Origin of the sequence: Polaromonas sp. CT11-55 (assembly GCF_047303325.1) — a bacterium.
Lineage (GTDB): Bacteria > Pseudomonadota > Gammaproteobacteria > Burkholderiales > Burkholderiaceae_C > Polaromonas.
The window spans coordinates 29985-56969 of the sequence record NZ_JBKBEX010000012.1 but is presented as its reverse complement, the minus strand read 5'-3'; the positions used below and the strand labels follow the sequence as shown (position 1 = coordinate 56969).

Annotated in this window: 21 protein-coding genes; 7 read left to right on the top strand and 14 right to left on the bottom strand. The window is 64.7% G+C overall.

Translation table 11 applies throughout. The annotated features are described in order from the left end of the window. Window positions 1-8 precede the first annotated feature (8 nt). The 6 genes from ACEN8I_RS13050 to ACEN8I_RS13025 all read right to left on the bottom strand — a co-directional run bounded on the left by ACEN8I_RS13050 (window position 9) and on the right by ACEN8I_RS13025 (window position 6535). Window positions 9-1028: a M48 family metallopeptidase gene (locus tag ACEN8I_RS13050; RefSeq protein WP_413328899.1), complete on the bottom strand. Its 1020-nt coding sequence runs from the start codon at window positions 1026-1028 to the stop codon at window positions 9-11. 36 nt (window positions 1029-1064) lie between these two features. After that, window positions 1065-1817: a lysophospholipid acyltransferase family protein gene (locus tag ACEN8I_RS13045; protein ID WP_413328898.1), complete on the bottom strand. Its 753-nt coding sequence runs from the start codon at window positions 1815-1817 to the stop codon at window positions 1065-1067. Between the two features lie 63 nt (window positions 1818-1880). Next, window positions 1881-2453, bottom strand: coding sequence for a D-glycero-beta-D-manno-heptose 1,7-bisphosphate 7-phosphatase (gmhB, locus tag ACEN8I_RS13040; protein WP_413328897.1), 573 nt, complete (start codon window positions 2451-2453; stop codon window positions 1881-1883). 21 nt (window positions 2454-2474) lie between these two features. Then, window positions 2475-4577, bottom strand: a complete 2103-nt coding sequence (glyS, locus tag ACEN8I_RS13035; RefSeq protein WP_413328896.1) for a glycine--tRNA ligase subunit beta — start codon at window positions 4575-4577, stop codon at window positions 2475-2477. A gap of 11 nt (window positions 4578-4588) precedes the next feature. Continuing rightward, the gene (gene glyQ, locus ACEN8I_RS13030; protein WP_413328895.1) at window positions 4589-5509 is read right to left on the bottom strand and encodes a glycine--tRNA ligase subunit alpha; all 921 of its coding nucleotides are present in this window, start codon (window positions 5507-5509) and stop codon (window positions 4589-4591) included. An 81-nt stretch (window positions 5510-5590) separates the two neighbouring features. Further along, on the bottom strand, window positions 5591-6535 hold the full coding sequence (locus ACEN8I_RS13025; protein WP_413328894.1) for a LysR family transcriptional regulator: 945 nt from the start codon (window positions 6533-6535) through the stop codon (window positions 5591-5593). A gap of 160 nt (window positions 6536-6695) precedes the next feature. Between ACEN8I_RS13025 and ACEN8I_RS13020 the strand changes: the two genes are divergently transcribed. Continuing rightward, window positions 6696-7472: an SDR family oxidoreductase gene (locus ACEN8I_RS13020; RefSeq protein WP_413328893.1), complete on the top strand. Its 777-nt coding sequence runs from the start codon at window positions 6696-6698 to the stop codon at window positions 7470-7472. A 77-nt stretch (window positions 7473-7549) separates the two neighbouring features. Here ACEN8I_RS13020 and ACEN8I_RS13015 read toward each other — a convergent pair whose 3' ends face one another. Further along, window positions 7550-8638, bottom strand: a complete 1089-nt coding sequence (locus ACEN8I_RS13015) for an asparaginase (RefSeq protein WP_413328892.1) — start codon at window positions 8636-8638, stop codon at window positions 7550-7552. Between the two features lie 213 nt (window positions 8639-8851). Between ACEN8I_RS13015 and ACEN8I_RS13010 the strand changes: the two genes are divergently transcribed. Then, window positions 8852-9760 carry a LysR family transcriptional regulator gene (locus ACEN8I_RS13010; protein ID WP_413328891.1) on the top strand — a complete coding sequence of 303 codons (909 nt, stop codon included), beginning with the start codon at window positions 8852-8854 and terminating at the stop codon, window positions 9758-9760. 130 nt (window positions 9761-9890) lie between these two features. Here the strand turns inward: ACEN8I_RS13010 and lnt are convergent, their stop codons facing one another. The 4 genes from lnt to ACEN8I_RS12990 form a co-directional block, all read right to left on the bottom strand. Next, window positions 9891-11525, bottom strand: a complete 1635-nt coding sequence (lnt, locus tag ACEN8I_RS13005; RefSeq protein ID WP_413328890.1) for an apolipoprotein N-acyltransferase — start codon at window positions 11523-11525, stop codon at window positions 9891-9893. 30 nt (window positions 11526-11555) lie between these two features. Further along, window positions 11556-12338: an HlyC/CorC family transporter gene (locus ACEN8I_RS13000; RefSeq protein WP_254806495.1), complete on the bottom strand. Its 783-nt coding sequence runs from the start codon at window positions 12336-12338 to the stop codon at window positions 11556-11558. Window positions 12339-13285: 947 nt separating this feature from the next. Continuing rightward, window positions 13286-14032: an N-acetyltransferase family protein gene (locus ACEN8I_RS12995; protein ID WP_413328889.1), complete on the bottom strand. Its 747-nt coding sequence runs from the start codon at window positions 14030-14032 to the stop codon at window positions 13286-13288. A gap of 253 nt (window positions 14033-14285) precedes the next feature. After that, window positions 14286-14759: an Lrp/AsnC family transcriptional regulator gene (locus tag ACEN8I_RS12990; protein ID WP_007867295.1), complete on the bottom strand. Its 474-nt coding sequence runs from the start codon at window positions 14757-14759 to the stop codon at window positions 14286-14288. A 116-nt stretch (window positions 14760-14875) separates the two neighbouring features. Between ACEN8I_RS12990 and hppD the strand changes: the two genes are divergently transcribed. Genes hppD through phhA form a run of 3 tightly spaced genes read left to right on the top strand, consistent with a single transcriptional unit; the run spans window position 14876 to window position 17763 of the window. Next, window positions 14876-16021 carry a 4-hydroxyphenylpyruvate dioxygenase gene (hppD, locus tag ACEN8I_RS12985; protein WP_413328888.1) on the top strand — a complete coding sequence of 382 codons (1146 nt, stop codon included), beginning with the start codon at window positions 14876-14878 and terminating at the stop codon, window positions 16019-16021. A gap of 51 nt (window positions 16022-16072) precedes the next feature. After that, window positions 16073-16870 (top strand): transporter substrate-binding domain-containing protein, encoded by a 798-nt coding sequence (locus ACEN8I_RS12980; protein WP_074579891.1) that lies wholly within the window; start codon window positions 16073-16075, stop codon window positions 16868-16870. Further along, window positions 16858-17763 (top strand): phenylalanine 4-monooxygenase, encoded by a 906-nt coding sequence (gene phhA, locus ACEN8I_RS12975; protein ID WP_413328887.1) that lies wholly within the window; start codon window positions 16858-16860, stop codon window positions 17761-17763. The genes ACEN8I_RS12980 and phhA overlap by 13 nt, the downstream gene beginning before the upstream one ends. Here phhA and ACEN8I_RS12970 read toward each other — a convergent pair. Continuing rightward, complete coding sequence (locus tag ACEN8I_RS12970; RefSeq protein ID WP_413328886.1) at window positions 17760-21182, bottom strand: response regulator; 3423 nt, start codon at window positions 21180-21182, stop codon at window positions 17760-17762. The genes phhA and ACEN8I_RS12970 overlap by 4 nt on opposite strands. Then, window positions 21179-22291 carry a response regulator gene (locus ACEN8I_RS12965; protein ID WP_413328884.1) on the bottom strand — a complete coding sequence of 371 codons (1113 nt, stop codon included), beginning with the start codon at window positions 22289-22291 and terminating at the stop codon, window positions 21179-21181. Before ACEN8I_RS12965 ends, ACEN8I_RS12970 begins: the two co-directional genes overlap by 4 nt. Window positions 22292-22654: 363 nt before the next feature. On the opposite strand from ACEN8I_RS12965, the gene ACEN8I_RS12960 reads away from it, so the two are divergent. Further along, window positions 22655-23185, top strand: a complete 531-nt coding sequence (locus ACEN8I_RS12960) for a hypothetical protein (RefSeq protein WP_413328883.1) — start codon at window positions 22655-22657, stop codon at window positions 23183-23185. Window positions 23186-23203: 18 nt separating this feature from the next. Beyond that, window positions 23204-23860, top strand: a complete 657-nt coding sequence (locus ACEN8I_RS12955; protein ID WP_413328881.1) for a class I SAM-dependent methyltransferase — start codon at window positions 23204-23206, stop codon at window positions 23858-23860. Between the two features lie 7 nt (window positions 23861-23867). Here ACEN8I_RS12955 and ACEN8I_RS12950 read toward each other — a convergent pair whose 3' ends face one another. Continuing rightward, window positions 23868-26894, bottom strand: a complete 3027-nt coding sequence (locus tag ACEN8I_RS12950; protein ID WP_413328880.1) for an ATP-binding protein — start codon at window positions 26892-26894, stop codon at window positions 23868-23870. Window positions 26895-26985 lie beyond the last annotated feature (91 nt).

Here is a 26985-nt window from a genome sequence, read left to right as displayed (position 1 = left end):
CCTGCAAGCTACCAGCGCGGAATCGCTTCGTCCTTGAGCTGGCCGCGCAGTTCGGCATAGTCGGGCACGATGGTGCGCACGGTGTCCCAGAAGCGCGGACTGTGGTCCATGACACGCAAATGGCTCAGTTCATGGACCACCACATAGTCGATCACCGATTGCCGGAAATGGACCAGCCGCCAATTCAGCCGGATGGAGCCGTCGGCGCTGGCGCTGCCCCAGCGCGTGCCGGCGCTGGAAAGGCTGAGCTTGTGCCACTGCACGCCGAGCTGCGGCGCGAAATGATTGAGCCGTTCGATGAAGATCCGCTTGGCCTGGCGCATCAGCCAGGCCTGCACGGCATCGCGAATCTGCTCGGCCGAGGCGTTGTGGGGCAGGCCCACATGCAGCGTCATCTGCGCCACGCCGGGCAGCATGTCGCCGGCCCCGCCCTCGTTGCCCTGCAGCAGCACCTCGGCGGCCCGGGTCTTGAGTTCGGCGCCCACGCCGCCGAAGGCGTGCCGCGGGTCTATCACCACAATCACCTGCTCGCCCAGGAAAGGCAGGGTGGTGCCGTCCTTCCAGTCAATGCGCGCGGACTCCATGCGCTGGTGGCGTTCGCGGGTCTCCTGCAGCTTGGCGAGTATCCAGCCGGATTTTTCCAGCACGGCCTTGTCGATTTCATACAGCGGCACCCATTTGGGCGCGCTCACTGTGAGGCCGTCGGCACCGGCCGAAAAACCTATGGTCTTGCGTTTGCTGCGCCGGAATTCGTAAGCCACCAGGATGCCGTCCAGCACGGTCTCACGCGTGGCGCGCGGATGGCGGAAGGTGGCCGGGGCCAGGGCCTGGCTCAGGGTCTGGGTGGGCAGCTGCGGCCCGATGAATTCGGGCTCGGGGGCCGCTTGCGGCCGCGGGACGGACGTCACCGGTTTTTTAGGCCGCGGCTTTGCCGGAGGCTTTGCGCTTTTTGGGTTGGCGGCGCGGGCCGGCGGCGCGGGATGGGCGTCAAACAGGTCGAGCGTGAACTGGAGAAGCCGTTGCATCATGGCAGTTTAGCGCGGCGTAATGGGCGCAGGCAGCGCTCAGGTATTGGCGGCGGCGCCGGCGTAGGCCTCAGGGTCCAGCCGGCGCATTTCGGCCTCTATCCAGGCCTCCACCTCGCGCATCAGCTCGTCCGGCTGCCGGCCCGCGCTGGGGATGGGCTTGCCTATGGAGATGTCGACAATGCCCGGCGTCTTGATGAAAGCCTTGCGCGGCCAGCATTTGGCCGAGGTGACGGCAATCGGGATCACCGGCGCGCCGGTTTCGATCGCCAGGCGCGTGCCGCCGGATTTGTAAGTGCCCTTCTGGCCGCGCGGGATGCGCGTGCCTTCGGGAAACATGATGACCCAGGTGCCCTGCGCCATCAGGCGCTTTCCCTGTACCACGACCTTGTTGAAGGCCTGGGCGCGCTGGCTGCGATCGATATGGATCATGTCCATGCGCGCCATGGCCCAGCCGAAGAAAGGCACGTAAAGCAGCTCTTTCTTGAAGACATAGGCCAGCGGATGCGGCATCAGGGTGGGCATGCACAGGGTCTCCCAGGTGCTCTGGTGCTTGAGCAGCAGCACGGCGGCGCTGGTTTCTCCCGTGGGGAGGTTTTCCATGCCGGTCACCCGGTTCCTGATGCCCAGGATGAAGGTGCCGCCGCTGACCGCCACGCGCAGCCAGCCCGCGCACATCCAGTACATGGTGGTGCTGCTGACGAACAGCGATGCGATCACCACGAAGGTGGCCCACGGAATGATGGTGATGGCCATCCAGAGAAGGTGCAGGACGGAGCGGATGAAAGGCATGGCGGGGTTCCGGCTATCGGGTCAGGTGCTAAGGGGCGAAAAAGTGTTTCGCGGACTTGATGTTCAGATGGCCACCGGCAGCGGCCGGGCGCTGCGTTCCAGCAGGAAATCGGCAAAAGCCGCCAGGTCCGCGTGCAGCGTGGTGCCGGCCGGCAGGCCTTCCGGCTGGCCGCCGGCCCGGTACCGGGCCGACTTGCCGGTGAGCACCAGGTGCGGCTCGCAACCCGCCGCGGCGCCGGCCTGCAGGTCACGCAGCGAATCACCGGCCGTTGGCACGCCCGCCAGCTGCACGCCGAAGCGCGTGCCTATCTGCTCGAACAGGCCCGGCAAGGGTTTGCGGCAGGTGCAGCTTTCCTCGGGGCTGTGCGGGCAGTAGAACACCGCGTCGATCCGGCCGCCGACGGCGGCCAGCATCTTGTGCATCTTGGCATGCATGGCATTGAGCGAGGCCACGTCAAACAGGCCGCGCCCCAGGCCCGACTGGTTGGACGCGATCACCACATGCCAGCCCGCGTGGTTGAGCCGCGCAATCGCCTCCAGCGAGCCGGGCAGCGGCAGCCATTCGTCCGGCGTCTTGACGAAGTCGTCGCTGTCGCTGTTGATGGTGCCGTCGCGGTCGAGGATGACGAGTTTCATGGTGCTTCGCCTTGAAAAATTTCAGGAGGCCAACTTGGAGAGGTCGGCGACCCGGTTCATGGCCTGGTGCAGGGTGGCCAGCAAGCCCAGCCGATTGGCGCGCAGCGCCGGGTCCTCGGCATTGACCATCACGCCGTCAAAGAAGGCGTCGACAGGCGCCTTCAGGGCGGCCAGCGCCTGCAGCGAGGCAGCGTAGTCGCCGGACGCAAAAGCCGCTTCAGCCTTGGGTGCCACGGTCTTCAGGGATTCGGCGAGGGATTTCTCGGCGGCTTCCTGCAGCAGTTCAGGCTTGATGGCGGCCTCAACGGTGCCTTCGGCCTTCTTGAGGATGTTGCCGACGCGCTTGTTGGCGGCAGCCAGTGCCGGCGCCTCGGGCAGCGCGGCAAAGGCGCGCACGGCCGCCAGGCGCTTGGCGACGTCGCCCAGGCGCTGGGGCTTGAGCGCCAGTACGGCATCAACCTCTTGCGCGCTGTAGCCCTGCTCGCGCAGGGAGCCGGCCAGGCGGTCGTAGATGAAATCGACCAGGGCAACGGAGGCGTCCTGGATCTTGTCGCCGAACACCGGCTGCGCGCCTTCGACCAGTTCGGCCAGGCCCAGCGGCAGGTCTTTTTCGACCAGCATGCGGATCACGCCCAGCGCATGGCGGCGCAGCGCGAACGGGTCCTTGTCGCCGGTCGGCAGGTTGCCGATGCCGAACATGCCGACCAGGGTCTCCAGCTTGTCGGCCAGCGCGACGATCAAGCCCACGCTGCCGCGCGGCAGCTCGTCGCCGGCAAAGCGCGGCTTGTAGTGGTCTTCAATCGCATCGGCCACGTCGGCGCCCAGGCCGTCGTTGAGCGCGTAGTAACGGCCCATGGTGCCCTGCAGTTCGGGGAACTCGCCGACCATGTCGGTCACCAGGTCGGTCTTGGCCAGTTCGGCGGCGCGCTGCACGCCGGCCACGTCGGCATTCAGGCGTTTGGCGATGGTCCCGGCAATCGCGCGCACGCGCTGCGTGCGCTCGCCTTGCGTACCCAGCTTGTTGTGGTAGACCACCTTGCCCAGGCCCTCAACACGCGAAGCCAGCGTTTTCTTGCGGTCCTGGTCGAAGAAGAACTTGGCGTCGGCCAGGCGCGGGCGCACCACGCGCTCGTTGCCGCCAATCACCGCGCTGGCATCGCTGGGGCTGATGTTGCTGACGACCAGGAACTTGTTGGTGAGCTTGCCCGCGGCGTCGAGCAGCGGGAAGTATTTCTGGTTGGCCTTCATCGTGAGGATCAGGCACTCCTGCGGCACGCCCAGGAATTCTTTCTCGAACTCGCAGACCAGCACATTGGGGCGCTCGACCAGCGCGGTCACTTCGTCGAGCAGCGCGTCGTCTTCGATCGCCTTGACCCCGCCGCCGACCTTGGCCGCGGCCGCCGCCAGCTGCCTGGCGATCTCGGCCTTGCGCTCGGCAAAGCTGGCGATCACTGCACCGTCTTTTTGCAAGGTCGCGGTGTAGCTGTCGGCGTCTTTCAAGACGACCGGGTCCACGGCGGCCTCAAAGCGGTGGCCGTGCGTGCTGTTGCCGGCCTTCAGGCCCAGCGCCTCGATGGCGACCACCGTGCTGCCGTGCAGCGCGACCAGGCCGTGCGCGGGGCGCACAAACTTCACGTCGCTCCAGCCGTCGGCCAGCTGGTAGGTCATCCGCTTGTCGATAGGCAGCTTGGCAATGGCTTCAAGCACGGCTTTCTGCAAGCCCTCTGCCAGCGTCACGCCCTTGACGGTGCTGTCGTAGAACAGCGCCTCGGCCTTGCCATCGGGCGCGCGTTTGAGGCCTGCCACCGCCGATGCGTCGGCGCCCAGGGCCTGGAGCTTCTTGAGCAGCGCGGGCGTGGCATTGCCCGATGCATCCAGCCCCACGGCCACCGGCATGAGTTTTTGCGAGACAGCCTTGTCGGCGGCTTGCGCGGCCACGGCCGTGACATGCGCAGCCAGGCGGCGCGGCGAGGCAAAGGCGGTCAGCGCCGAAGCGTCGGCCGTCAGGCCCTGGGCCTTGAGCTGCTCGAACAGCACGCCGGCAAAGGCATCACCGAGCTTTTTCAGCGCCTTGGGCGGCAATTCTTCGACAAATAGTTCTACGAGCAGGTTTTGGGTTGTCATCGTCATCGCTCTCACGCAGCCTTCTTTTTCATGCTTTCAACCCATTCGCGCGGCGCCAGGGGGAAACCCAGGCGCTCGCGGCTTTCGTAATAGCTTTGCGCCACGGCGCGCGCCAGGTTGCGGATGCGGCCTATGTAGGCGGCGCGTTCGGTCACGCTGATGGCGCCGCGCGCATCCAGCAGGTTGAAGCTGTGCGCGGCCTTGAGCACCTGCTCATAGGCCGGCAGGGCCAACTGCACCTCAATGAGGTGCTTGGCCTGCTTTTCATGCGCGCTGAAGGCGGTGAACAGGAAGTCGGCGTCGCTGTGCTCGAAGTTGTAGGTGGACTGCTCGACCTCGTTTTGTTTGTAGACATCGCCGTAACTCAGTTTGGAGCCGTCGGGCCCTTCGGTCCAGACCAGGTTGTAGACGTTGTCCACGCCCTGCAGGTACATGGCCAGGCGTTCCAGACCGTAAGTGATTTCGCCGGTCGCGGGCTTGCAATCTATGCCGCCGACCTGCTGGAAGTAGGTGAACTGCGTGACTTCCATGCCGTTGAGCCAGACTTCCCAGCCCAGGCCCCAGGCGCCCAGCGTGGGGTTCTCCCAGTCGTCCTCGACGAAGCGGATATCGTTTTTCTTGAGGTCAAAGCCCAGGGCCTCGAGCGAGCCGAGGTAGAGCTCCAGGATGTTGGCGGGCGCCGGCTTGAGCACGACCTGGTACTGGTAGTAGTGCTGCAGGCGGTTGGGGTTCTCGCCGTAGCGGCCGTCCTTGGGGCGGCGGCTGGGCTGCACATACGCGGCTTTCCAGGGCTCTGGGCCCAGCGCGCGCAGAAAGGTCGCGGTGTGCGAGGTGCCGGCGCCGACCTCCATGTCATAGGGCTGCAGCAGCGCGCAGCCCTGGGCGTCCCAGTAGGACTGCAGCTTCAAGATGATTTGCTGGAAAGTGAGCATAGGAATGGGTTCAGGACAAAAGCGCGGCGCCTGTGCAGGCGCCGGAAAGGCAAGGCCGCATGGGCGGCAGTGCGAAACCGTTCATTTTACGCGGCGACGGCGCGCGGGCGCCGCGTCGGGCGGCACATGCCAGGCGGGCCCGTCCTTGAAGGCCTGCGCCAGGAAGTCCACCATCACACGGACCTTGGCGCTCAGGTGGCGCCGGCTGGGGTAGACGGCCAGCACGTCGATGTCGGGCATGCGGTAACCCGGCAGCAAAGGCACCAGGCGCCCTTCGCGCAGGTCGTCGCCGACCAGAAAGGCCGGCTGCCAGATGATGCCCTGTCCGGCCAGGGCCGCTTCGCGGGCCGTGTCGCCGTTGTTGGCATGCATCACGTACTGGACCTTGACCTTGTGCGGGCGCGTCTGCTCGTCGACGAAATGCCATTCATTGGCGGTGGCCGCGTAGGTGTAGCCCAGGCAGCGGTGCGCCGCCAGGTCGGCCGGCACCTTGGGGCTGCCGTGCTGCTTCAGATAGGCGGGCGACGCGCAGACGATGTTGCAGGAGGTGGCCAGCTTGCGCGCCGCATGGGTGGCGGGGCCGGCGCGCGAGATGCGGATGGCGAGGTCGTAGCCCTCCTCCACGATGTCGACCACACGGTCGCTGAGCGCGATGTCAAGCTCAACGTCGGGATAGCTTTGCATGAAACGCGGCCACAGCGGCGCCAGCTGGCGTATGCCGAAGCTCACGGGCGCGTTGATACGCAGGCGCCCGCGCGGCTGCACGGTGGCCGACGAGGCCAGCGCTTCGGCGTCGGCGACTTCCTCGAGGATGGACTTGCTGCGCTCATACAGCGCCTCGCCGCTTTCGGTGAGCGAGAGCCTGCGCGAGCTGCGGTTGAGCAGGCGCGTGCCCAGGTGGGCTTCCAGTTCGTTGATATAGCGCGTGACGTTGGCCGGCGAGGTGTCCAGCGCATCGGCCGCCCGCGTGAAACTGCCGCGGCCGACAACGGCGGCAAATACCTCAAAGGCTCGCAAACGGTCCATGGCGGCGCCTCCAGTGCTTGATGTTCATAAAACCTGAATGATTAAAACACTTTTCAGGCCTTCTCCTTAGCGAACATGAACCGTACATTGGACCCATCGGCAAGCCAGAAGGCTCGCCGAACCAGAAAACCCTTTCAACCAACGACTCAAGGAAACTGACATGACCACCGCACAAACCTCCTCCTTCACACCCCGTTTTGCCAACAAGACCGTGCTCGTCACGGGCGGCAACAGCGGCATCGGCCTGGCCACGGCGCTGCAATTCGCCGCACAAGGCGCCCGCGTCGTCATCACCGGCCGCGACCCCGCCACGCTGGAGCAAGCCAAAGCGCAACTCGGCGAAGGCGCCATCGCGCTGCGCAACGACGCAGGAGCCAGCGGCTCGGCCAAGGCGCTGGCCGCCGCGCTGACCGCTGAAGGGATTACGCTGGACGCGGTCTTTATCAACGCAGGCCTGGCCAAATTCGCCCCGCTCGAAAGCGTGGACGAAGCGCTGTGGGACCAGACCTTCAACGTCAACGTGAAGGGCGCCTTCTTCGCGATCCAGGCGCTGTCGCCGCTGCTGAACACGGGCGCGGCCGTCATCCTGAACGGCTCCATCAACGCCCATATCGGCATGCCCAACTCCAGCGTCTATGCCGCCAGCAAGGCCGCGCTGATTTCATTCGCCAAGACCCTGTCGGCTGAATTCGTGGCGCGCGGCATCCGCGTCAATGTGGTGAGCCCCGGTCCGGTCACAACGCCGCTGTATGGCAAGCTGGGCGTGCCCGCCGACCAGCTGGATGCGCTGGCCGCCGGCATCCAGGCGCAAGTGCCGGTCAAGCGCTTCGGGACGCCCGATGAGGTGGCCAGCGCGGTGGTTTACCTGTCGTCGCCCGACGCGGCCTTCATTGTGGGGACGGAACTGATCGTCGACGGCGGCATGAGCCAGCTCTAAGCCGCCACCCACCGGCCCATGAAAAAGGGCGATGCCGCTACCGGCATCGCCCTTTTGTCTTTACGCCCCGGAAAGACTCAGTACTGCCAGAAGATGCGCTGCAGTTCCTTGCTGTCCACGTTCTTCGTCAGCGCCACGGCGGCCAGTATGCGGGCCTTTTGCGGGTTCAGGTCGTGCGCGACCACCCAGTCGTATTTGTCGTCGGGCTGTTCGGCGTTGCGCAGCACAAAGCCTTCGGGCACGCGCGAGGAACGCACCACCTGAATGCCCTTGGCGCGCACTTCCTGCAGCGCGGGAACGATCCGGTCGGCCACCGAGCCGTTGCCGGTGCCGCCGTGAATCAGGGCCTTGATGCCGGTCTTGGCGACGGCGTCCAGGGCCGTGCGCGAGACGTTGCCGTAGCCGTAAACGATTTCCACCGGCGCCAGCGCGTCGAAGTCGTCGATATTGAACTCGGACTGCGCGGTGTGGCGCTTGGCCGGCGCGCGGAACCAGTAGTTGTTGCCTTCCACCACCATGCCCAGCGGGCCCCACTGGCTCTTGAAGGCCTCGGTCTTGATGTTGATGGTCTTGGTGACGTCGCGACCGCTCTGGATTTCGTCGTTCATGGTGACCAGCACGCCCTTGCCGGCCGCATCCTTGCTGGCGGCCACACTGACGGCGTCAAACAGGTTGAGCGCGCCATCGGCCGAAAGCGCCGTGCCGGGACGCATGGAGCCCACCACCACGATGGGCTTGCTGGTGCGGATCACGAGGTTGAGGAAGTAGGCGGTTTCTTCCAGCGTGTCGGTGCCGTGGGTGACGACGATGCCGTCCACGTCGGACTGCTTGACCAGCGCCGAGATGCGCTTGCCGAGCTTCATGAGGTTGTCGTTGGTAAAGCTTTCAGACGCGATCTGCGAAACCTGCTCGCCCTTGACGTTGGCGATGTTGGCCAGCTCGGGCAGGCCGGCCAGCAGCTTGTCGACCGGCACTTTCGCGGCGGCGTAGGTGGCGCTGTTCAGGGCCGAGGCGCCGGCGCCGGCAATGGTGCCGCCGGTGGCCAGGATCACGACATTGGGCTTGCCGGCGGTTTGCGCCAGCACGGAAGCCGGCGTGCCCAGCGCGGTAAAGGCGACGAGGCCGAGGCCGGCGCCCATTTTCAGGAGGGTGGAAGCGATTTGCATGAAGATATCCCGGGAAGGTGAATCGTTGAAATAGTTCTGCCGGATCGCGTGCATCGCAGGCACCTGTGAATAAGTGTCAATGCGTTGGCACCGCGAACCGATGTCTCCTCCGGCACCAGGGCCAAAGGTGGCTCATCGTAGCCAGCCCGTCGAAAAGCAGCGATGCATAATGCAGCGAGGGGTGTGAATAAAACTCATACCCCTGGCACAACAATGAACCTCAGACAACTTGAAGTCTTCCAGGCCGTCATGCAGACGGGCAATATGAGCGCCGCCGCGCGCCTCATCTGCATCACGCCCTCGGCCGTCAGCAAGACCATCTCACACACCGAACTGCAGCTGGGCTACAAGCTGTTCACTCGCGGCAAGGGCACGTTGGCCCCCACGCCGGAAGCGCGGGTGCTGTTTGAGGAGTCCGCGCTGATCCACCAGAAGCTGGACGGGCTCAAGCGCATGGCCCTCAACCTGCGGCAGGCCGCCGACGGCCAGGTGCGGCTGGCGGCCATCCCGTCCATCAGCCACGAATTTTTACCCTTGGTGCTGGAGCGGCACATGACCCGGCATCCGCGCGTGCGTGTCGAGGTGCGCACCTTGCACCAGGACCAGATGGTGCAGGCCCTGCTGACGCGCGGCGTGGACTTCGCGCTGGGGTTTTACGAGCACCCGCACCCGCTGCTGACCAGCACGACGCTGGTGAGCGGGCCGCTCTATCTGGCCGTCACGCGCGAGATCTGGCAACGCGCCGTGAAGGCGCGCCGGCAAAACCCGATGTCCTTCCTGGCCGGCATGCCCCTGATACGGCTGGTAGGCGAGGACCCTATGTGCCAGTCCATCGACGAGCTGGCCCGCCACCTGGGCCTCACCGCACCAGCTGGCCTGCAGGTGCAGACTTCACGGCTGGCGCTGGAGCTGGTCAGGCGCGGCATGGGCTGGACGGTGGTGGACTTCCTCACGGCCAGCAACCTGGACCCGGACTCGCTGACAGCGGTGCCACTGCATGAGTTCGCCCACGCGCCGCTGCAGATGTATTTCGCCACCAGCACACCGCCGGGCCAGGATGCGCTGCGCATGCTGGAGATGATCCCGGATTTGCTTCACGGCGTGATGGCAGCAACGCACTGAGCACACCCAACTCACCGAAACACCCTCCGGGCCAGCAGGGGCCGCGGAACTGGCTTTGCCAGGCCGCAGGCGCCGCCCCTGGAAGGGGGAAGGCGCTACACGCAGTGAGCGTCCGACGGGGTAAACCTATCTAGCGACGGCGGAACAAGAGTGCCAGAACTGCGATACCCAGGCCCAGGCCCCACAGCGGCCACAGGCCGTAGCGCGACACCCAATCGGCATAGGGCGTGATGCCATTGCGGCCTTCCACCTCACCGATCAGCGCGCCGCGTGTGTGGCGCTCCAGCGAATGCGTGACCTTACCGGCGTGGTCGATGATGACGGTGGCGCCGGTGTTGGTGGCGCGGATCATGGGACGGCTGAACTCAAGCGCGCGCATGCGCGAGATCTGCAGGTGCTGGTCTATGGCCACGGTGTTGCCGAACCAGGCGATATTGCTGACATTGACAAAAATCGTGGGCGCCAGCGCCGGGTCGGCAAAACGCGCGCCCAGCTCTTCGCCGAACAAATCCTCATAGCAGATGTTGGGCGCCAGCCGCTGGCCTTTCCATTCGAAGGACGCCTGGCCCACCGCGCCGCGGTTGAAGTCGCCCAAGGGGATGCGCATCATGTCGATGAACCAGCGAAAACCGGGCGGGACGAACTCGCCAAAAGGCACCAGGTGGTGCTTGTCAAAGCGGTAGGGCTCGGGCTGTCCGGGCTTGAAGCCGACCACCGAGTTGGCATAGCCGGCCTGGGGATTGCCCACGGGCATGCCGACCAGCGCCGCCTGCTGACCGGTGGCAAAGCGTGACTGCAGCGCCCGCCAGTAGCCTTCGGGCAATTGCATGGGCAGCAGCGGAATGGCGGTCTCGGGCGCCACCACCAGCGGAGTTTTGGCGTCGCGCAGTTGCTGCCCGTACCACTGCAGCGCGGTGGCCACGCCGGTGCCGCTCTGGAATTTTTCGTTCTGCGGAATGTTGCCCTGTAAAAGCGTGACCTGCAGCGGCTCGCCGGCGGAGGTGGAGCCCGCCTCCCCGGGCAAGGCGCTCTGCACAGGCAGATAGGACAGGACGAAGCAGGCCAGCACGATGGCAATCGCGGTGGCCCACTGCATGCGCGAGGCGCGCAGGGCCATGGCCAGCCAGGCCGCAGCCAGCGCCGCCAGGAAGGTGATGCCGTGCACACCCACCCAGGCGGCCAGCGGCCTGGCCCAGCCGTCCACATGCGCGTAGCCACCCTCGCCCCACGGAAAGCCGGTGAAGAATTCGACGCGGGCCAGTTCGGCCAGCAGCCACAGCGAGGCGAACACCAGGGCGCGCGGCAGCTTGCGGCGTGGCGCCAGTCGCACAAAAAGCGCCCCCGCCGCGGCGTAGTACAGCGACAAAAAGGCCGCCAGCAGCAGCACAGCCAGCACCGTCAGCGGCGCGGCCAGCCCGCCGTAGAAGTGCATGGAAATGAACAGCCACCAGAAAGTGCTGCACAGCATGGCCGTGCCGAAGGCGACGCCCAGCCAGGCGGCGCGCTTCATGGAGCGGCAGCTGTCGATCTGCGCCGCGAACAGGAACATCGCCAGTAGCTGCATGCCCCCCAGGGGTTGGCCCTGTATGAAGCCGAAATCAAACGGCCAGGCCATGCTGGCGGCATGCAGGCAGCCGGCAATCAGCACCATGGCCAACTGGAAGGGCGAGAAGCCCTTGCGCGGCGGCAGGTTGCGCGCGTGCTCAAGCAAGGCGGGCAAGGTCGGCAGGTGGGACATCATGCTGTGGATCGAGTCCCGTGCCATATATTGCCCTCTTTACTTTATTGTGTGTCGTCAGACGCCGGCGGATACCGGCGATACCTTGAACCAGCGCACCGCGCCACCTTTGGTGTGCAGCACCGTGAATTGCAGGCCGGCCAGCGCGTAGTGTTCGCCGCGCTTGGGCACGTGGCCCATCTCGTGCGCCACCAGCCCGCCTATGGTGTCGAAATCGGTTTCCGGCAGCGTCACGCCGAAAGCCTCGTTGACACGCTCTATCGAGGTGTCGCCGCTGACCCGGTAGGTGTGGTCGCTCAGGCCGAAGATGTCGCCCTCGTCTTCGGCAATGTCGAATTCGTCCTCGATCTCGCCGACGATCTGCTCGAGCACGTCTTCAATCGTGATCAGGCCGGCCACGCGGCCGAACTCATCGATCACGATGGCCAGGTGGTTGCGGTTGCCGCGAAATTCACGCAGCAGGTCGTTCAGGCCCTTGCTTTCGGGCACGAAGACGGCCGGACGCAGCAAGGCCTTGATATTGAGCTCGGGCGCGCGCTGCAGCTTCAGCAAATCCTTGGCCATCAGGATGCCGAGGATGTTTTCCTTTTCGCCTTCGTAGACGGGAAAGCGCGAGTGGGCGGTGTCTATGACCAGGTGCAGCAACTCGTCGAAAGGCGCGTCGATGTTGATCACGTCCATGCGCGGCGCCGCCACCATGACGTCGCCGGCCGTCATATCGGCCATGCGGATCACGCCCTCGAGCATTTCACGGCTCTGGGCGCCAATAACGTCATTGTCCTGGGCCTCCACCAGGGTTTCGATCAACTCGTCTTTCGAATCGGGACCGGGGTGGAGCATTTCAGCGAGCTTTTGCAGAAAGCCTCGCTTGTCTTCTGGCCTGGAAGACCGACTGGGGGGAACGTCGGACACGTGATGGCGGTCGGTAGTTGTGAAGGGGGTAAGGATAGCTGAAATCTTTGATGGTGAGGGTGGGGCGGCAGGGTTTACAGGAAATTTCTCCTGCCAACCTTTTGTGACTGGGGCTGTGGTGCTACTTGTTTGATAGCAATTGAGTATCGGGGTGGGGGTGGACGAAATCTTTGGTTGTAGTGGCTGGGCCGGGTCTTGCTCCGGCGGGCGCGCTCTTCCCCTCTTCCCTCTTCTTAGTTCAGTTGGCCGGGTCTCGCCCCGGCGGGCGAGGCACTTTTCTTTGCTTCGCCAAAGAAAAGTACCCAAAAGAAAGGCGACCCTGGTTGCTGCGTCCCCTGCGCTTCGCTCCGGGGCAACCTGCGGTGCTCGGTCCAGCCGGGGTCAAAAACAACTCGCTTCGCTCAAACAAGTTTTTGCCCTGATCCGTCTGGCCCTGCGCTCCTCGGCGCATCCACAAGGGGGTGGGGACAGGAATATCAAACAGCCGAAGACAGAAAACCGAACACCACAAGGACACGCCATGGCGTGTCCTTGTTTGTATTTGTCTTCTTGGTTTTCTGTCCCCGCTCCCGATTGCCCCGTCCTGGCTGGGCCGAGGAGCGCAGAGACAAGCGGATCAGGGCAAAAACTTGTTTGAGCGAAGCGAGTTGTTTTTGACCCCGCTTGGGTCGAGCACCACAGGTTGCCCCGTAGCGCAGCGTAGGGGACCCAGACTGCGGGTCGCCTTTTCTTTGGTGACTTTCTTTTGGCGAAGCAAAAGAAAGTTACTGGCCGCCGGGCCACTCCCGGCCAGCAGCACTATGAAGAGAAAACAGCACTAGAACAAGCAAGCCCTCAGCAGGGAAGCCCAGCCCGGGCAGCCAAGCCCAAAGAACCTACATGGGCATCCGGTCCCTACCGTCCCGAACCCCTTGCCGCACTTCCTGGATCACGCCCAGCAAATCCCAGAACTGCTTGGCCTGGACCTTGAGGCGGTAGTCGGTCTGGGCGATCTGCTCTTCGACCATTTCGGTCATGCGCGAATCCAGGTCGGCCGGAGGCAGCTTGAGGTAGGCCTCGCTTTCAGAGCCGTCACGCACGATGGTGGCGCCGGCCTTGCGGGCGATGTTGAGCATGGCGGTGTTTTCGCTGAGCGCGTGGATGAACATCATGTCGACGCCGTCGTTGCGGGCGTGCATCACGGCGCGGTCGAACAGGCGCGAGCCGTAGCCCCGGCCGCGGGCCTGGGCCAGCACCGAGACGCCGAATTCAGCGCAGCTCTTGAGGTTGGGGTCGGTGGAGTGCGCCAGGTGGGCCATGGCGATCAGCTGCAGTTTGCGGTTGTAGATGCCGAAGATCTCGTCGCGGTCGAAGTTCAGGCTGTCGACGTAACGGCGCACCTGCTCGTCATTGGCCGCGTAGCCGAAGCGCAAATAACGGTCGTGTTCGCCCAGGGCCAGCAAATGGGTGGCGATGCGTTCCCCGTGGCTGGGGCCTATGGAACGGATGGGGACCATGACCGGCTGGACGTGCGGGGCGGCGGCAGGCTGCTGCAGGGGCGCGCGCGTCTCTGCTACAGGCGGGCGGAAGAACTCCTTGCTCGCGTTGTAGGATGCTTTTAAAAGTGTGCCGGGTGAAACCATGGCTTCAATATAAGGGTTTTCCCTAGAATTCCCAGCCTAAGGGTTTCTCAAAGGTCGCGAATAGGGAGGCCGGCCCAAATCACAAGTTTGGCCCGCCAATAGGGCCCATTCAGCTATCAAAATCATAGTGATCCGGTTTTGGAAGATGAAAATGTTGCATCACAACAACGAAATTCAAACCCTGATCCTGCCAAATTCGGCACACAGCCATTGGCTGCCCGCTTGTTGACGCGGGGCTGACTCGCCCCACGCCTTACAAAGGCACGGCCGTGGTGGCCTTGACCCGGTCCAGCACGAAGCTGGTTTTGCAGTCCTGCACGCTGGGGTGCTTGAGCAAGGTGTCCATGATGAAGCGGCTGTAGTGGGCCATGTCCTCGACCAGTACACGCAGCAAATAGTCCATTTCGCCGGTCAGTGCGGCGCACTCGGCCACCTCGGGCCAGGTCTGCACGCTGGCGCGGAACAGGTCCATGGGGTTGCGCTTGTGGCTTTCGGTGTGTTTTTCGAGCCGTACGTTGAGGTAAGCCGTCAGGCCCAAGCCCACGGCCTCTGGTTTGACCAACGCCACATAGCGGTCTATGACGCCGCTTTCCTCGAGCCGCTTGACGCGCCTGAGCACCGCGCTGGGCGAAAGGCCCACCTGTTCGGCCAGTTGGTCGTAGGTGGCGCGGCCGTCGTCCTGAAGTTTGCGCAAAATCTGGCGATCGAGCTTGTCGAGTGTTTCCATGTCACTTATTTTGCAGGTTTACTGCGTTACAAGCAATTCAAACGCCCTATTTCGCAGTAAAACTGACGAGAGGCGCCGCTAAAGTCCATGCATACCCCCACATTTTGGAGACATGCATGAATGCACGCGACGACACCGCCCTGAACTTTGAACAAGGCGCGGCCTGGGACAACCCCATGGGCACGGACGGCTTCGAGTTCATCGAATACGCCGCCCCCGACCCGGTCGCCATGGCGGCGCTGTTTGTGCGCATGGGCTTCAAGCCGATTGCCAAACATCGCCACAAGAACGTGACGCTGTACCGCCAGGGCGGCATCAACTTCATCCTGAATGCCGAGCCCGATTCCTTCGCGCAGCGCTTTGCGCGCCAGCACGGCCCCAGCGTATGCGCCATCGCCTTTCGCGTGAAGGACGCCAAATTCGCCTATGAGCGCGCGATTTCGCTGGGCGCCTGGGGTTATGCCCACACGGCGGGCCCGGGCGAGCTCAACATCCCGGCCATCAAGGGCATAGGCGACTCCATCATTTATTTCATCGACAAATGGCGTGGCAAGAACGGCGCGCAGCCCGGCGACATCGGCAACATCGGCTTTTACGACGTGGACTTTGAGCCGCTGCCCGGCGTCGAGGCCGATGCGCTGAACCCGACGGGCCACGGCCTGACCTATATCGACCACCTGACGCACAACGTGCACCGCGGCCGCATGGACGAATGGGCGGGCTTCTACGAGCGGCTCTTCAACTTCCGCGAGATCCGCTACTTCGACATCGAAGGCCAGGTCACCGGCGTGAAAAGCAAGGCCATGACCAGCCCCTGCGGCAAGATCCGCATCCCGATCAATGAAGAGGGCAATGAGAAGGCCGGCCAGATCCAGGAATACCTGGACCGCTACCAGGGCGAGGGCATACAGCACATCGCCATGGGCAGCAACGACCTGTTCGCCACGGTGGATGCGCTGCGCGCCAGCGGCGTCAAGCTGCTGGACACCATAGACACTTATTACGAGCTGGTCGACAAGCGCATTCCGGGCCACGGCGAAAGCGTGGCGGACCTGAAGAAGCGCAAGATCCTGGTGGACGGCAAAAAGGGCGCGCTGCTGCTGCAGATCTTCAGTGAAAACCAGCTGGGCCCCATTTTCTTCGAATTCATCCAGCGCAAGGGTGACGACGGCTTCGGCGAGGGCAATTTCAAGGCGCTGTTCGAGAGCATAGAGCTGGACCAGATGCGCCGCGGGGTTCTGGCGAACGCAAAGGCAGCCTGAAAAGCGGGGGCACAATAAAGCTCCCATCGACCACCCCTTACGGAGATTGCCATGTCCCTTCGCCTGAAACTGCAACGCCCCCTGGCCCTGCTCGGCCTCGCTTCGGCATCGCTGCTCGCCTGCGGCGCCGCTTCGGCCCAGACCGCGTCCAGCCTGGACGCCGTGCAAAAAGCCGGGGTGCTGCGCATCTGCACGCCGGGCGACTACAAGCCCTTCAGCTTCCAGAAGCCGGACGGCAGCTTCGAGGGCATAGACGTGGACCTGATGGCCTCGCTGACGGCCAGCCTGGGCGTGAAGCCTGAATGGGTCAAGACCAGCTGGTCCAACCTGATGCCCGACATGACGGCCGGCAAATGTGACTTGGCCGTGGGCGGCATTTCGGTGACCACCGAGCGGCAGAAGAAGGCTTTTTTCAGCGCTCCCTATATGGTCAACGGCAAGACGCCTATCGCGCGCTGCGCCGACGTGGCCAAGTACCAGACGGTGGCGGACATCGACAAGCCGACGACGCGCGTGATCTTCAACCCGGGCGGCAGCAACGAGCGGTTTGCCCGCGCCAACTTCAAGCAGGCGCAGATGCGGCTCAACCCCGAGAATCTGACGATTTTTGACGAAATCCTGGCCAATCGCGCCGATGTGTTCGTCACCGAATCGGCCGAGGCCATCACCCAGCAAAGGCTCAAGCCGGGCCTGTGCGCGATCAACCCCGACAAGCCGCTGCAGTACGGCGAAATGGCCTACCTGCTGCCGCGCGGCGACGTGCCCTTCAAGGCCTACGTCGACCAGTGGCTGCACCTGGCGCGCGCCAGCGGTGAATACCAGCGTGTGGAGAGCCAATGGCTGAAGTAGCCGACAGCAAAAGCAGCAGCACCCCGCCGCCGGCGGTGTACGGCCAGTCCGACCGGCCGCCGCGCGGCGACTATGCGCGCGGCGGCCAGGTCAACGCGGACTACACCTGCCCGCAAAATTACGCGGCCTATACCGCGCAGGACCACGAGACCTACCGGCGCCTCTACACGCGCCAGTCGGCCCTGCTGGCCGGACGGGCCTGCAGCGCCTTCATCAAGGCCCTGCCCAGCCTGGGCGCGAGCGACGCGATCCCGCGCTTTGAGGACATCAACGAACGCCTTTTCAAGGCCACCGGCTGGCAGCTGGTGGGCGTGCCGGGGCTGATCCCGGAGGTGCCGTTTTTCACGTTGCTGGCGAACCGCAAGTTCCCGGTGACGGACTGGATACGCACGCCGGCCGAGTTCGACTACATCGTCGAGCCCGACATTTTCCACGACCTGTTCGGCCACGTGCCGCTGCTGTTCGACCCGAGCTATGCCGACCATATTCAGGCCTACGGCAAGGGCGCGCTGAAGGCGCATGCGCTGGAGCACGGCACCCATGGGACAGAGCCGATTCCCGGCGCGGTCGAGATGCTCTCGCGCCTGTACTGGTACACCATCGAGTTCGGCCTGATGCGCGACAAAAGCGGCAGCCATGAAGTCAGCGCCTATGGCGCCGGCATTTTGAGCAGCCCGGGCGAGCTGGCCTGGAGCGTGGAGTCTCCCGAGCCCAAACGCATCCCGCTGCGGGACAACGCCGAGCTGCTGCGCTGCATGTCGTCGACCTACAAGATCGACACCTTCCAGCAGCAATACTTCGTGATCGACAGCTTTGAGGCGCTGCTGCGCCTGACGGAGCCGGACTTCACGCCTTTCTACAAAGAACTGGCCCGCGCACCGAAGGCGGCCTAGGCCGGGCTGGCCATCCAGTCGTTCAGTGCGAGACGGGTCTGCTCGGCCAGTTCGCACACCCGCGCGACCTGCTGGCCCGCATCGGCCGGCCACTGGCCCTGCAGGCAGGACTGCTCGAGCACAAAACAGGCGTCGCTGAGAGCCTCGGCTCCGACATTGGACGCAGCCCCCTTGAGGGCGTGCGCGGCCCGCGAGAGTTCGGCGCTGTCCGAGGCCTCCAGCGCCGCGCGTATGTCGTCCATGCGGTTCGGCGCGTCGCTGGCGAACAGCGCGATCACCTCGCGTGTCATGCTGCGCTCCTCGTCGTCGAACTCCTTGAACTGCTCCAGGCGGCTCCAGTCCATCAGGACCACTGAGGGTGCCCCGGCTTGCGGCTGCGGGCCCTGGGCGGATGCCGCTTCGGCCGCCATGATTCTGGCGGCGCCGGCATCCTCGGGCTTGCGGGCGTAGCGGGCCAGCGCCTCCGACAGCTCATCGATGCGCAGCGGCTTGGGCAGGAAACCCACCATGCCGGCCGCCAGGCAGCGCTGGCGGTCTTCTTCCAGCACCGAGGCCGTCAGCGCGATGATGGGCGGTGCGGCCGCGCCGTGGGCCGCGATGATCTCGCGCGAGGCGGCAAAGCCGTCCATCACCGGCATGTTGGCATCCATCAGGATGGCGGCATAGGGCCGCGGGCCGTCGCGGCTGCTCACGCCGCCCTCGGGACGCAACGAGGCAGCTACCCGGTCCGCCGCCTCGCGCCCGTTGAGGGCGGTGGCGGCCTCGTAGCCCAGCTTGGCGAGCATGGCCAGGGCCACCTTGAGGTTCACGGCGTTGTCGTCAGCCACCAGGATGAACTGGTTGCGCGATTCGGCCTTGCCGGTTTCAGCCACGGCCTTGGCCGCTTCCGGCGCCGAGGTAACGCGGGCGATGGCCTCGAACAGCTGGGATTGCCGGTAGGGCTTGAGCAGGCGCGCGTCGAACACCTTGGCCTGCTCGCCGGTGGGCATGGTGCCGGAGGTCAGCAGCACGATGCGGGTGTCCGGATGGCGCTCGCGCAGGGTCTGGGCAAAGGTCTGGCCGTCCATCTCGGGCATGTGCATGTCGGTCACCACCACGTCCACGGGCGGCTGGCTTCGCAGCCAGTCCAGCGCTTCGCCGGCGCGCTCGAACAGGGCGGGCTCCATGCCCCAGCGCCTGAGCTGCTTGTCGAGGATGCGCAGGTTGACCGGGGTGTCGTCCACCACCACCGCGCGCTTGCCGGCCAGGCTGACCATGTGCAGCGAGGACAGCTTGGCGATTTCCGGCGCATCGGCATAACCCAGCCGCGCGGTGAACCAAAAGGTGGAGCCTTGCCCGGGCGCGGACTCCAGCCCGACGCCGCCGCCCATCAGGCCGGCCAGGCGTTTGCAGATGGCCAGGCCCAGGCCGGTGCCGCCGTATTTGCGGGTGGTGCTGGTGTCGACCTGGGTGAAAGACTGGAACAGCGCGGACTGCCGGTCCAGCGGAATGCCTATGCCGGAATCCTTGACGCGAAACTCGATCAGCCCGCCGCGCTCGGGCGTGGCGTCCTCCAGCACATGGGCCGAAACGATGACCTGGCCTCGCTCGGTGAACTTGACGGCGTTGTTGACGAAGTTCAGCAGCACCTGGCGCAGCCGCGTGACGTCGCCGCGCACCCAAGTGGGCAGTTCGTCGCCCATGTCGACCAGCAGCTCCAGGCCTTTTTCACGCGCGCGCGGCGCGCCTATGTCGCAGGCCTCCTCGATGGTGGCCAGCAGGTTCAGCGGTTCGTTTTCAAGGTCCAGCTTGCCGGACTCGATCTTGGAAAAATCCAGAACGTCGTTGATCACGCCCAGCAGCTGGTCGCTGGAGACGCGCATGGTGTGCAGGTAGTCGCGCTGCTCGGGGTCCAGCGGCGTGTCGGCCAGCAAGGTGGTCATGCCGACCACGCCGTTGAGCGGGGTGCGAATCTCATGGCTCATGGTGGCCAGGAAGGCAGCCTTGGCGCGCGCCGCGGCGAGCGCCTCCTCGCGGGAAGCGGCCAGCTCGGCAGTGCGGCTGGCGACCCGCGCCTCCAGCGTCTCGTTGGCGTCCTGCAGGGCGACGTTCTGCGCGGCGATGGCCGCGCGGTTGCGCAGGATTTCCTCGGCGCTGTCGTGCATGGCCTGCGACAGCTGCCGCACCTCGGTGATGCGGGCGTTTTGCTGCACCTGCGGCACCTCGGCGCGCGCCAACTGGGCAGCGGCGACGCTCAGGCCCCGGAAGCGCCGGCTCAGGCGGTAGGCCAGCCAGGTCGCCAGCCCCGCGCCCAGCACCAGCGCGAAGGCCATCACGGCCAGGGTGTTGCGCAAGGCCGCCTGGCTGGCAGCGGCGAAATCGCTCTCGGGGGCGGCCACCACCAGGCTCCAGCGCAAGCCCAGGTTCTCTCCGAAAGGCTTGAGCACCACGATCAGGGTGTCACCCTCCATGGGCACACGGTGCAAAAAGGCCACGCGCTGCACGCTGTCGGGCAGCGTCCTGCCCAGGCTGGAAGCAACTTCGTTGTAAGCGCTGCGAACGATGGCATTGCGGCTGTCCATCGGTCGCCTGCGCTCAAGCTTGCCCTCCGCCGCGGAGAACAGCGGGTCTATGGTGGAGTTGGCGACCAACAAGCCGTTCTCGTCGAGCAGGAAAGCCGTACCGTGGGCACTGAAGACCATGGTCTGCAGCAGTTCCTTGAGACGCGCCAGGTGCAGGTCGACAGCGAAGACGCCCAGCGAGCCGCCGTCCGCGCCGTAAACAGGCTGCGACAGGGTGATCAGCAGCTGGTTGTGGGCTTCCGAAGGAGCGACGGCAGTAAAGCTGCGGCCCTTGTTCTCCATCGCTCCCTGGTACCACGCGCGGGTGCGGGGCTCATGGTTCGCGGCCTCGGTGCTGGTTTTTTGCCGGCGGTCGCCGGCATATTCGGCGGAAAAGAAGATGCGGCCTTGGCCGCCTTCCTTGCGCACCGCTACCTGCGTGGCGTGGCCGCCGCCCGAGGCAAGCGCCTCGACGCCCAGGTATTCACCGCGATGGGTGGCCAGGACCATGTGGGGCACCTGGGGCGTCATGCGGGTCATGGCAAAGGCGGTCTGCTCGAACAGGGCGGGGTTCTGGATTAGCTGGCGGGCGCGCGCCACGCCGGCCTCGCCGGGCTGGTCCTGGACCAGGCCGTTGAGCACGACGTGGGCCTGCGCCAGGTGCTCCTGGGTGCTGATCTGCGCCCGCTGCGCCACACCGTCCACGGTTTTTTCGGCCAGTGTCTGCACGCTTTGCAGGTTGCTGCGGTACAAAAACCAGCCCACGGTGGCGGCCGGCACCAGCGAAAACAGCAGCAGGCTGGTGACCAGCACCGCGCGCAACGACCAGCTGCGCCCGCGCAGGCTATCTGCCGCGGCCGCCACCTGGGGTGCGGTCATGCCAGCCCCACGATTTCCACGGTATCCAGCGGCTTGGCGCGTCCGGCGATCTGCACCAGTGCGCGGCGGCCGGTGCGCACCGCGCCGGTCACCAGCCGCGTGGCCTGCACGCTGGCGGCGATGGTCCAGTCCAGCGGGGGCTGACCCTGGAACAGCCTGAGCGCGGCGGCCACCGTGTCGCCTATGGGCGTGGTCTGGCCGGAGCGGCCTATCAGCCCGTCCAGGCGCGCAAAGGCGACGGGGCCGGTGTGCAGGGCCACGCCCAGGGCGAAGTTCGGCAGGCCCCGCTCCGGAAAGCGCTGGCGCACATAGGTGTCTATGCGCTTGGTGGCGTCGGCCAGCCCCAGGGCGGCACGAATGGCGCGCAGGCCGTGGTTGACCGACTGGGTATCGGCGGCGTCGACAAACACGCACAGCATGCCATCGCCGACAAACTGCATGTAGTGCGCGCCGAACAGGTAGACGGTGTCGCCGACGCTGCTGTAGAGCCGCTTGACGACGTCGCTGAGTTCCGGGCCGGACAGGCACTGCGTCCACAGGCCGTAGTCGCGCATGTCGGCGAACAGCACCGTCGCGCTGGCGAATTTGTCGTTGTCCTGCACCGCGCCGGTTTCGGGCCACTGCTGGCTCAGCGACTGCGCCATGCGCAGCTCGTAGAGGTCGCTGATCTTCTGGCCCTGTTCCACCAGCGCCAGCTGGACGGCCTTGTCCACCACCTGGGCGCGCATGGCCTCCGCCCGGGTGAGCTTGTTGAGCTGCGCGTTGACCGCCTCGCGCAGCTCCTGCGGGGCGAAGGGCTTGGTCAGGTAGTCGTCGGCGCCGGTGGTCATACCCTGGCGCATGTGGGTGCGGTCCTGCAGCGAGGTCAGCAAAATCACGGCAGTGGTGGCCAGCGCGTCGTCGTTGCGCACCCTGTCGAGCACCTCAAAGCCGTCAAGCTGGGGCATCTGGATGTCGCTGACCACCACGTCAGGCCTGAATTCGCGGATCAGCTCAAGGCCCTTGGCGCCGTCATCGGCCTCCATGACCTCATGGCCTTCCTTCTTGAGCACCTGGGTGACCAGCATGCGCGTGCCTGCGTCATCATCAATCACCACGATCAAGGGCATATACCGGACTCTCGCTGTTGTGTTCTGGGGGATTCAGGAAGCTAGGGCCCTTATTTTGTCGGCAATGGCCCGGAAAAGCGCGGTGCAAGGGCACTCTTCGATGCGGTTTTTTTTCACAAGCGCCAGATCGGGTCTAATCCTTTGCCTACCGGGTAATCCCTCCTACAAAAAGAGGGCGTAATAGTTTGTTACTTCGCTTACGATATCCTTCCAAACAGGAGTTTTTCCCTTATCCACGAAATGACCGGTTTTCGGGGGAAACAAGGCTCCTGACAAGAGGTGTTCAACGCCCGTGGCAAAGTTACAAAAATACCGCATTCATTCCACTAACCGAAACAGCAGGAGAAACTTATGGGCTTTTTCATGAAAGAACACGACATCTACATCGGAACGATGCTGGATGAATTGAACCTGCGCTTCGCGCCCTCGCAGGGCAAAGAATCGCATTTCGGCGGCATCCTGGAAATGGTCGCCCTGCAAAAGGAGTTCAAGCTCTTCAAGAAGGGACGCTCGTTCAAGATGAGCTGCGCCGCGCTGAACCTGGGCGCCCGCAACAACGAGGTCAAGAACCTCTGGCAGAACCTGCTGGGCAATCTGTACCGCCATGGTTCCAACAAAAAAGGCCTGGACGGCGACGCCGCCATCGTGGACGCGCTCATCAAGAACCTGGCCTCCAAGACCCCTTTGCCGGTCTATTTCACCTCCCATGACATGCGAGGCGACAAGGCCAACACGGAAGTAAAGATCATCGACAAGAGCCAGCCCATCCACTACCTGGAACAGGACTATCTGACGATCTCCATCCCGATGCAGCCGATCTCGGCGGTCAAGCAGTCGGGCGCCAAGCCGGCCGCCAAGCCCGCGGCAAAAAAACCCGCCGCCAAAAAGAAGTAAGCGGGCCGGCTGCGCACCATGACCGGGAGCCTCCATACCGGGGATCACCTGGCGCAGTTGTACCGGGACGTTGAGCAGTACTACTCCCGGAAAATAAAGACCCACGGCGCCACCCCTTTGGGGGTGGCCTGGCCCTGCCAGCCGACGCAGGAGTTGCGCTTTGTGCAGCTCCTGCGTGTGTGCGGACAGGAGGCATCGTTCTCACTCAACGACCTGGGCTGCGGCTACGGGGCCTTGCTGGCATTCCTGGCAAAACGGCACCGGCGCAAGAAAGTCGACTACCTGGGGCTGGACCTGTCGGCGCAAATGATCGACGAGGCCCGCCGCCTGTGGGGCAGGCGTTCGCAGACAGAATTTCTCGTGGCCAATGCCAGCCCCCGCGTGGCCGACTACTCGCTGGCCAGCGGCATCTTCAACGTGAAGCTGAACCAGAGCGAGGCGCTCTGGACCCACTTCGTCGAAACGACCTTGACCGCCATGCGCGCCGCCAGCCGGAAAGGTTTCGCGGTGAATTTTCTCGCACCGCTGGCCCAGGGAGAGACGGCCCAGACGGAGCTCTACAGGACCCCTCCCGGCGTGTGGCAGTCCTATTGCGAGAAAAACTTTCACGCCCAGGTTGAGGTGCTTCAGGGCTACGGAATGCGTGAATTCACGCTGCTGGCACGCCTGGCTTAGGCGCCGGTCACCGACCCATGAGTTCGGCCAGCCGGCCCCGCTCACTGAGCAGCGCCTGCTCGTACATTTTGGCGCCCGTCAGCTTGATCAATTCCTCCGCCTGGTTAAAAAGCCCCATGGCCCTTTCCAGCGCGCCCGCATCCGCTGCCTGGCGCAGCACGCCTCCCCAGACAATCAGCGCCCGGCATTCCGTCAGGCGATTGCTTCGCTTCTGCGAAAGCGCGACCGCCTCTTTCGCAATCACCAACGCCTCGTCCAGATTACCCGCCTTGTAATGGCGCTCGGCCAGGCTGGCCCGTAGCTCGGTTTCGAACTCCACGCCAACGCGAGTCCCCATGATGAGCTCCAATGCCTGCGAGTAGCTTTCGTGCGCGGACTCCAGGTCGCCCCTGGTCGCCTCGGCCAGGCCGTTACACCAAAGCGCGAACACTCTTGAATAGGGGCTTCGATGCTCCTGGGCGATCTTGGAGACTTTGGTCGAATGCTCATGCGCCAGCGCGGCATTCTGAAAGCAGGAGGCGAGCTCGACCGACAGGTGATGCGCGATTTGCCCGATCACGGGATCGTTCAGTCCTTCGTCGGCCGACAGCATCTTTTGCAGGCATTCCTTCGCATCGTCAAAGCGCCCCATGCGGATCAGCAGGCGCGCACGAATGCCAAGCACCCACTGCTCAATGCTGAAGTCGATGAATTCCCGGTCAAACTGGTCGATGCTTGCGACGCCCTGCATGGCGGCGTCGTTAGCCGCCAGGCCTTGCTCCAGCAGACCCGCCCAGGCATAGGCCTGGCTCAGGGCCACGTTCAGCATCGCGACCCGGCCGGCATCCCTGCCTGGCGGTGTGAGGGACAAGGCCTTGAGGACGCACTCCACATAATCATCAGCCGCGCCACCGCCGGACTGCAGAATCCGCCCCTGCGCGAACAGCAGCAGTTGAACAAGCCGGCTGTCGGCCTCGCTGGCATGCCCTATGGCTTCCTGGGTGATCTTCTGGACCTCTTCGGGACTCAAGCCCTCTCGCCAGCCCAGGTAGACGATTCTCCCGCCGGCCAGGGCCCGCAGGCTGTTGACCTGCGGCGACCGCTCCTGCCCGTCCAGCAGGGTCCAGACCTTGCGCCAGTGCTTGATGGCCTGCGCCGAGTTCGTGGAACCGGTCCACTTCGCCGCGCGCGCCTCGTGCTGCGCCGCGTTAAGCAATTGCCCGGCTGCTTCGTAGTGGTAGGCGATCAGCGCGGCAAATTCGCCGGGCTGCGCGCTGTAGTGCGCCTCCATGGCGATCGCGACCGCGGCGTGCAGGTTGGCTCGCCGCGCCTTGAGCTGCGTGCTGTAGGCCACCTCCTGGATGAGCGGGTGGCGGAAGGCGAAACGCCGCCCGCCGGCGATCTCGCGCAGCAACTGCAGCAGCTCGGCCTCGCACAAGCCGTCCAGGCCGCTCTCCAGCTGGCTCACCAGGTACACGGCGACGTCCTGCAGCACAGCCAGCGGAATTTCCTTGCCGATCACGGCGCAGACGTGCAGCAGCGTTCTCTGGGTGACCACCAGCCGGTCTATGCGTTCGCCGATGACGGCCTGCACGGTCGCCGGCAAGGCATGCGCCAGCGAGGCGATATCGGATTTTTTCTGGCTTGAAGCCGCCAGTACAGCACTTTTTTCAATCAGGGAATGCGCCAGTTCTTCGGCAAAAAAAGGATTCCCGGCGGAGCGTTCCACGATCAGCGGCAAAAAATCGAGCAACCTGGGGTAATGCCTGAGCCGCTCGCGCACCAGCTCTTCCGTATCGGACAAACTCAGGTCCGCCAGCTGAATCGCGCGGAAATGGCGCATCGTCCACCAGGGCGCCTGGTAGCCCGGCCGGTAGTTTAGCAGAAGCAGCGTCCTGGTTCCGGCGACAGCGGCGACCAAGGCCGAGAGAAACTCCGCGCTGGCGTCGTCCAGCCAATGAAGATCTTCGAAAACAATGACGGAGGTGGCGGCACCGGCCTGTTTCACGAGTTCGTGCAACAAACCCAACAGCCGGGCGCGCCGTGCCTTGGGGTTGAGAGTGCAAGGCTGGCTGTTCGCGTCGGCCACGCCGAGAAACTCGCTGAGCAATGCGAGGTCGTCCGGAGAAACGGCGCCCAGCTTTGCAAGCCCCCGCACTATGCATTCCCGCGCGGCCGCGGCATCGTGCGTCGGCGCGATCTGGAAAAAACAGCTACGCAGCAACTGAAGGACCGGCTGCAAGGGCGTGGCATGGCCGTAGAGCTGTGTCCTGACCTCGAAGACGGGCACGTGGCGCAGATGGCACCACTGGGCAAATTCGTGGCAGAGCCGGCTCTTGCCCGAGCCGGGCGCGCCTGACAAACCAATCACGGAACCTTCGCCGTTCTCTGCGTTGCGCAACGTGTCCTGCAGCGCGGCCAGCTCTTGCGACCGTCCCCGAAAAAGCGACAGCGCGGCTTCATGAAAACTGTGGTTCTGTACGTCGTTTTTCATGCCCAACAGGGCGTGCAGTTCGACGGGCTCGATGATGCCCCGCAGCGGATGTTTGCCCATGGGCCGGACGTCGCAGGCCGAACGCACCAGCGCCAGGCAATCGGCCGTCATGCAGATGCCACCGGGCTCGGCCAGGGCCACCACACGGCTGGCCAGGTGAATCGCGTGGCCGTGCACACCGCCACCCCGGGTGGCGTCGACCGCCTCGGGGTCCAGTGCAACCTGGCCCGAATGCAGGCCGACCCGTATGCGCAGGCTCGAGTCGGGCCCTTCGAAGGCCGCCTGCATCGCCAGCGCTGCCTCGCAGGCCAGGCTGGCGTGACCTTCCAGCGCGCGCGGCACGCCGAACAAGGCCATGATGCCGTCACCCAGCGTGCGCACGACGGTGCCGCCGAAACGCTCCACCGCATTGCACATGCGCTGCACGGCGGGCCGAAGTTGCTCCATGGCCTGCTCGGGGTCCAGGCCGGCCACATGCTCGGTGGAACTGACGACGTCTGCAAAAACAATGGTGGCGTGCTTGAGTGCACCCCACTGGATTTCAGAGACCGGCGAGGGCAAATTGGACGGCTCCTGCACACTGAGCCCGAAGGCGGCGCCACAGTTACCGCAGAACCGGTTGCTTACCGGGTTCACGGTCAGGCACGAAACG

What these genes read in the sequence shown, in the direction of transcription:
- ACEN8I_RS13050 (WP_413328899.1), bottom strand. Translation starts at nt 1,028, where the DNA reads ATGATGCAACGGCTTCTCCAGTTCACGCTCGACCTGTTTGACGCCCAT.
- ACEN8I_RS13045 (WP_413328898.1), bottom strand. Translation starts at nt 1,817, where the DNA reads ATGCCTTTCATCCGCTCCGTCCTGCACCTTCTCTGGATGGCCATCACC.
- gmhB (WP_413328897.1), bottom strand. Translation starts at nt 2,453, where the DNA reads ATGAAACTCGTCATCCTCGACCGCGACGGCACCATCAACAGCGACAGC.
- glyS (WP_413328896.1), bottom strand. Translation starts at nt 4,577, where the DNA reads ATGACAACCCAAAACCTGCTCGTAGAACTATTTGTCGAAGAATTGCCG.
- glyQ (WP_413328895.1), bottom strand. Translation starts at nt 5,509, where the DNA reads ATGCTCACTTTCCAGCAAATCATCTTGAAGCTGCAGTCCTACTGGGAC.
- ACEN8I_RS13025 (WP_413328894.1), bottom strand. Translation starts at nt 6,535, where the DNA reads ATGGACCGTTTGCGAGCCTTTGAGGTATTTGCCGCCGTTGTCGGCCGC.
- ACEN8I_RS13020 (WP_413328893.1), top strand. Translation starts at nt 6,696, where the DNA reads ATGACCACCGCACAAACCTCCTCCTTCACACCCCGTTTTGCCAACAAG.
- ACEN8I_RS13015 (WP_413328892.1), bottom strand. Translation starts at nt 8,638, where the DNA reads ATGCAAATCGCTTCCACCCTCCTGAAAATGGGCGCCGGCCTCGGCCTC.
- ACEN8I_RS13010 (WP_413328891.1), top strand. Translation starts at nt 8,852, where the DNA reads ATGAACCTCAGACAACTTGAAGTCTTCCAGGCCGTCATGCAGACGGGC.
- lnt (WP_413328890.1), bottom strand. Translation starts at nt 11,525, where the DNA reads ATGGCACGGGACTCGATCCACAGCATGATGTCCCACCTGCCGACCTTG.
- ACEN8I_RS13000 (WP_254806495.1), bottom strand. Translation starts at nt 12,338, where the DNA reads ATGCTCCACCCCGGTCCCGATTCGAAAGACGAGTTGATCGAAACCCTG.
- ACEN8I_RS12995 (WP_413328889.1), bottom strand. Translation starts at nt 14,032, where the DNA reads ATGGTTTCACCCGGCACACTTTTAAAAGCATCCTACAACGCGAGCAAG.
- ACEN8I_RS12990 (WP_007867295.1), bottom strand. Translation starts at nt 14,759, where the DNA reads ATGGAAACACTCGACAAGCTCGATCGCCAGATTTTGCGCAAACTTCAG.
- hppD (WP_413328888.1), top strand. Translation starts at nt 14,876, where the DNA reads ATGAATGCACGCGACGACACCGCCCTGAACTTTGAACAAGGCGCGGCC.
- ACEN8I_RS12980 (WP_074579891.1), top strand. Translation starts at nt 16,073, where the DNA reads ATGTCCCTTCGCCTGAAACTGCAACGCCCCCTGGCCCTGCTCGGCCTC.
- phhA (WP_413328887.1), top strand. Translation starts at nt 16,858, where the DNA reads ATGGCTGAAGTAGCCGACAGCAAAAGCAGCAGCACCCCGCCGCCGGCG.
- ACEN8I_RS12970 (WP_413328886.1), bottom strand. Translation starts at nt 21,182, where the DNA reads ATGACCGCACCCCAGGTGGCGGCCGCGGCAGATAGCCTGCGCGGGCGC.
- ACEN8I_RS12965 (WP_413328884.1), bottom strand. Translation starts at nt 22,291, where the DNA reads ATGCCCTTGATCGTGGTGATTGATGATGACGCAGGCACGCGCATGCTG.
- ACEN8I_RS12960 (WP_413328883.1), top strand. Translation starts at nt 22,655, where the DNA reads ATGAAAGAACACGACATCTACATCGGAACGATGCTGGATGAATTGAAC.
- ACEN8I_RS12955 (WP_413328881.1), top strand. Translation starts at nt 23,204, where the DNA reads ATGACCGGGAGCCTCCATACCGGGGATCACCTGGCGCAGTTGTACCGG.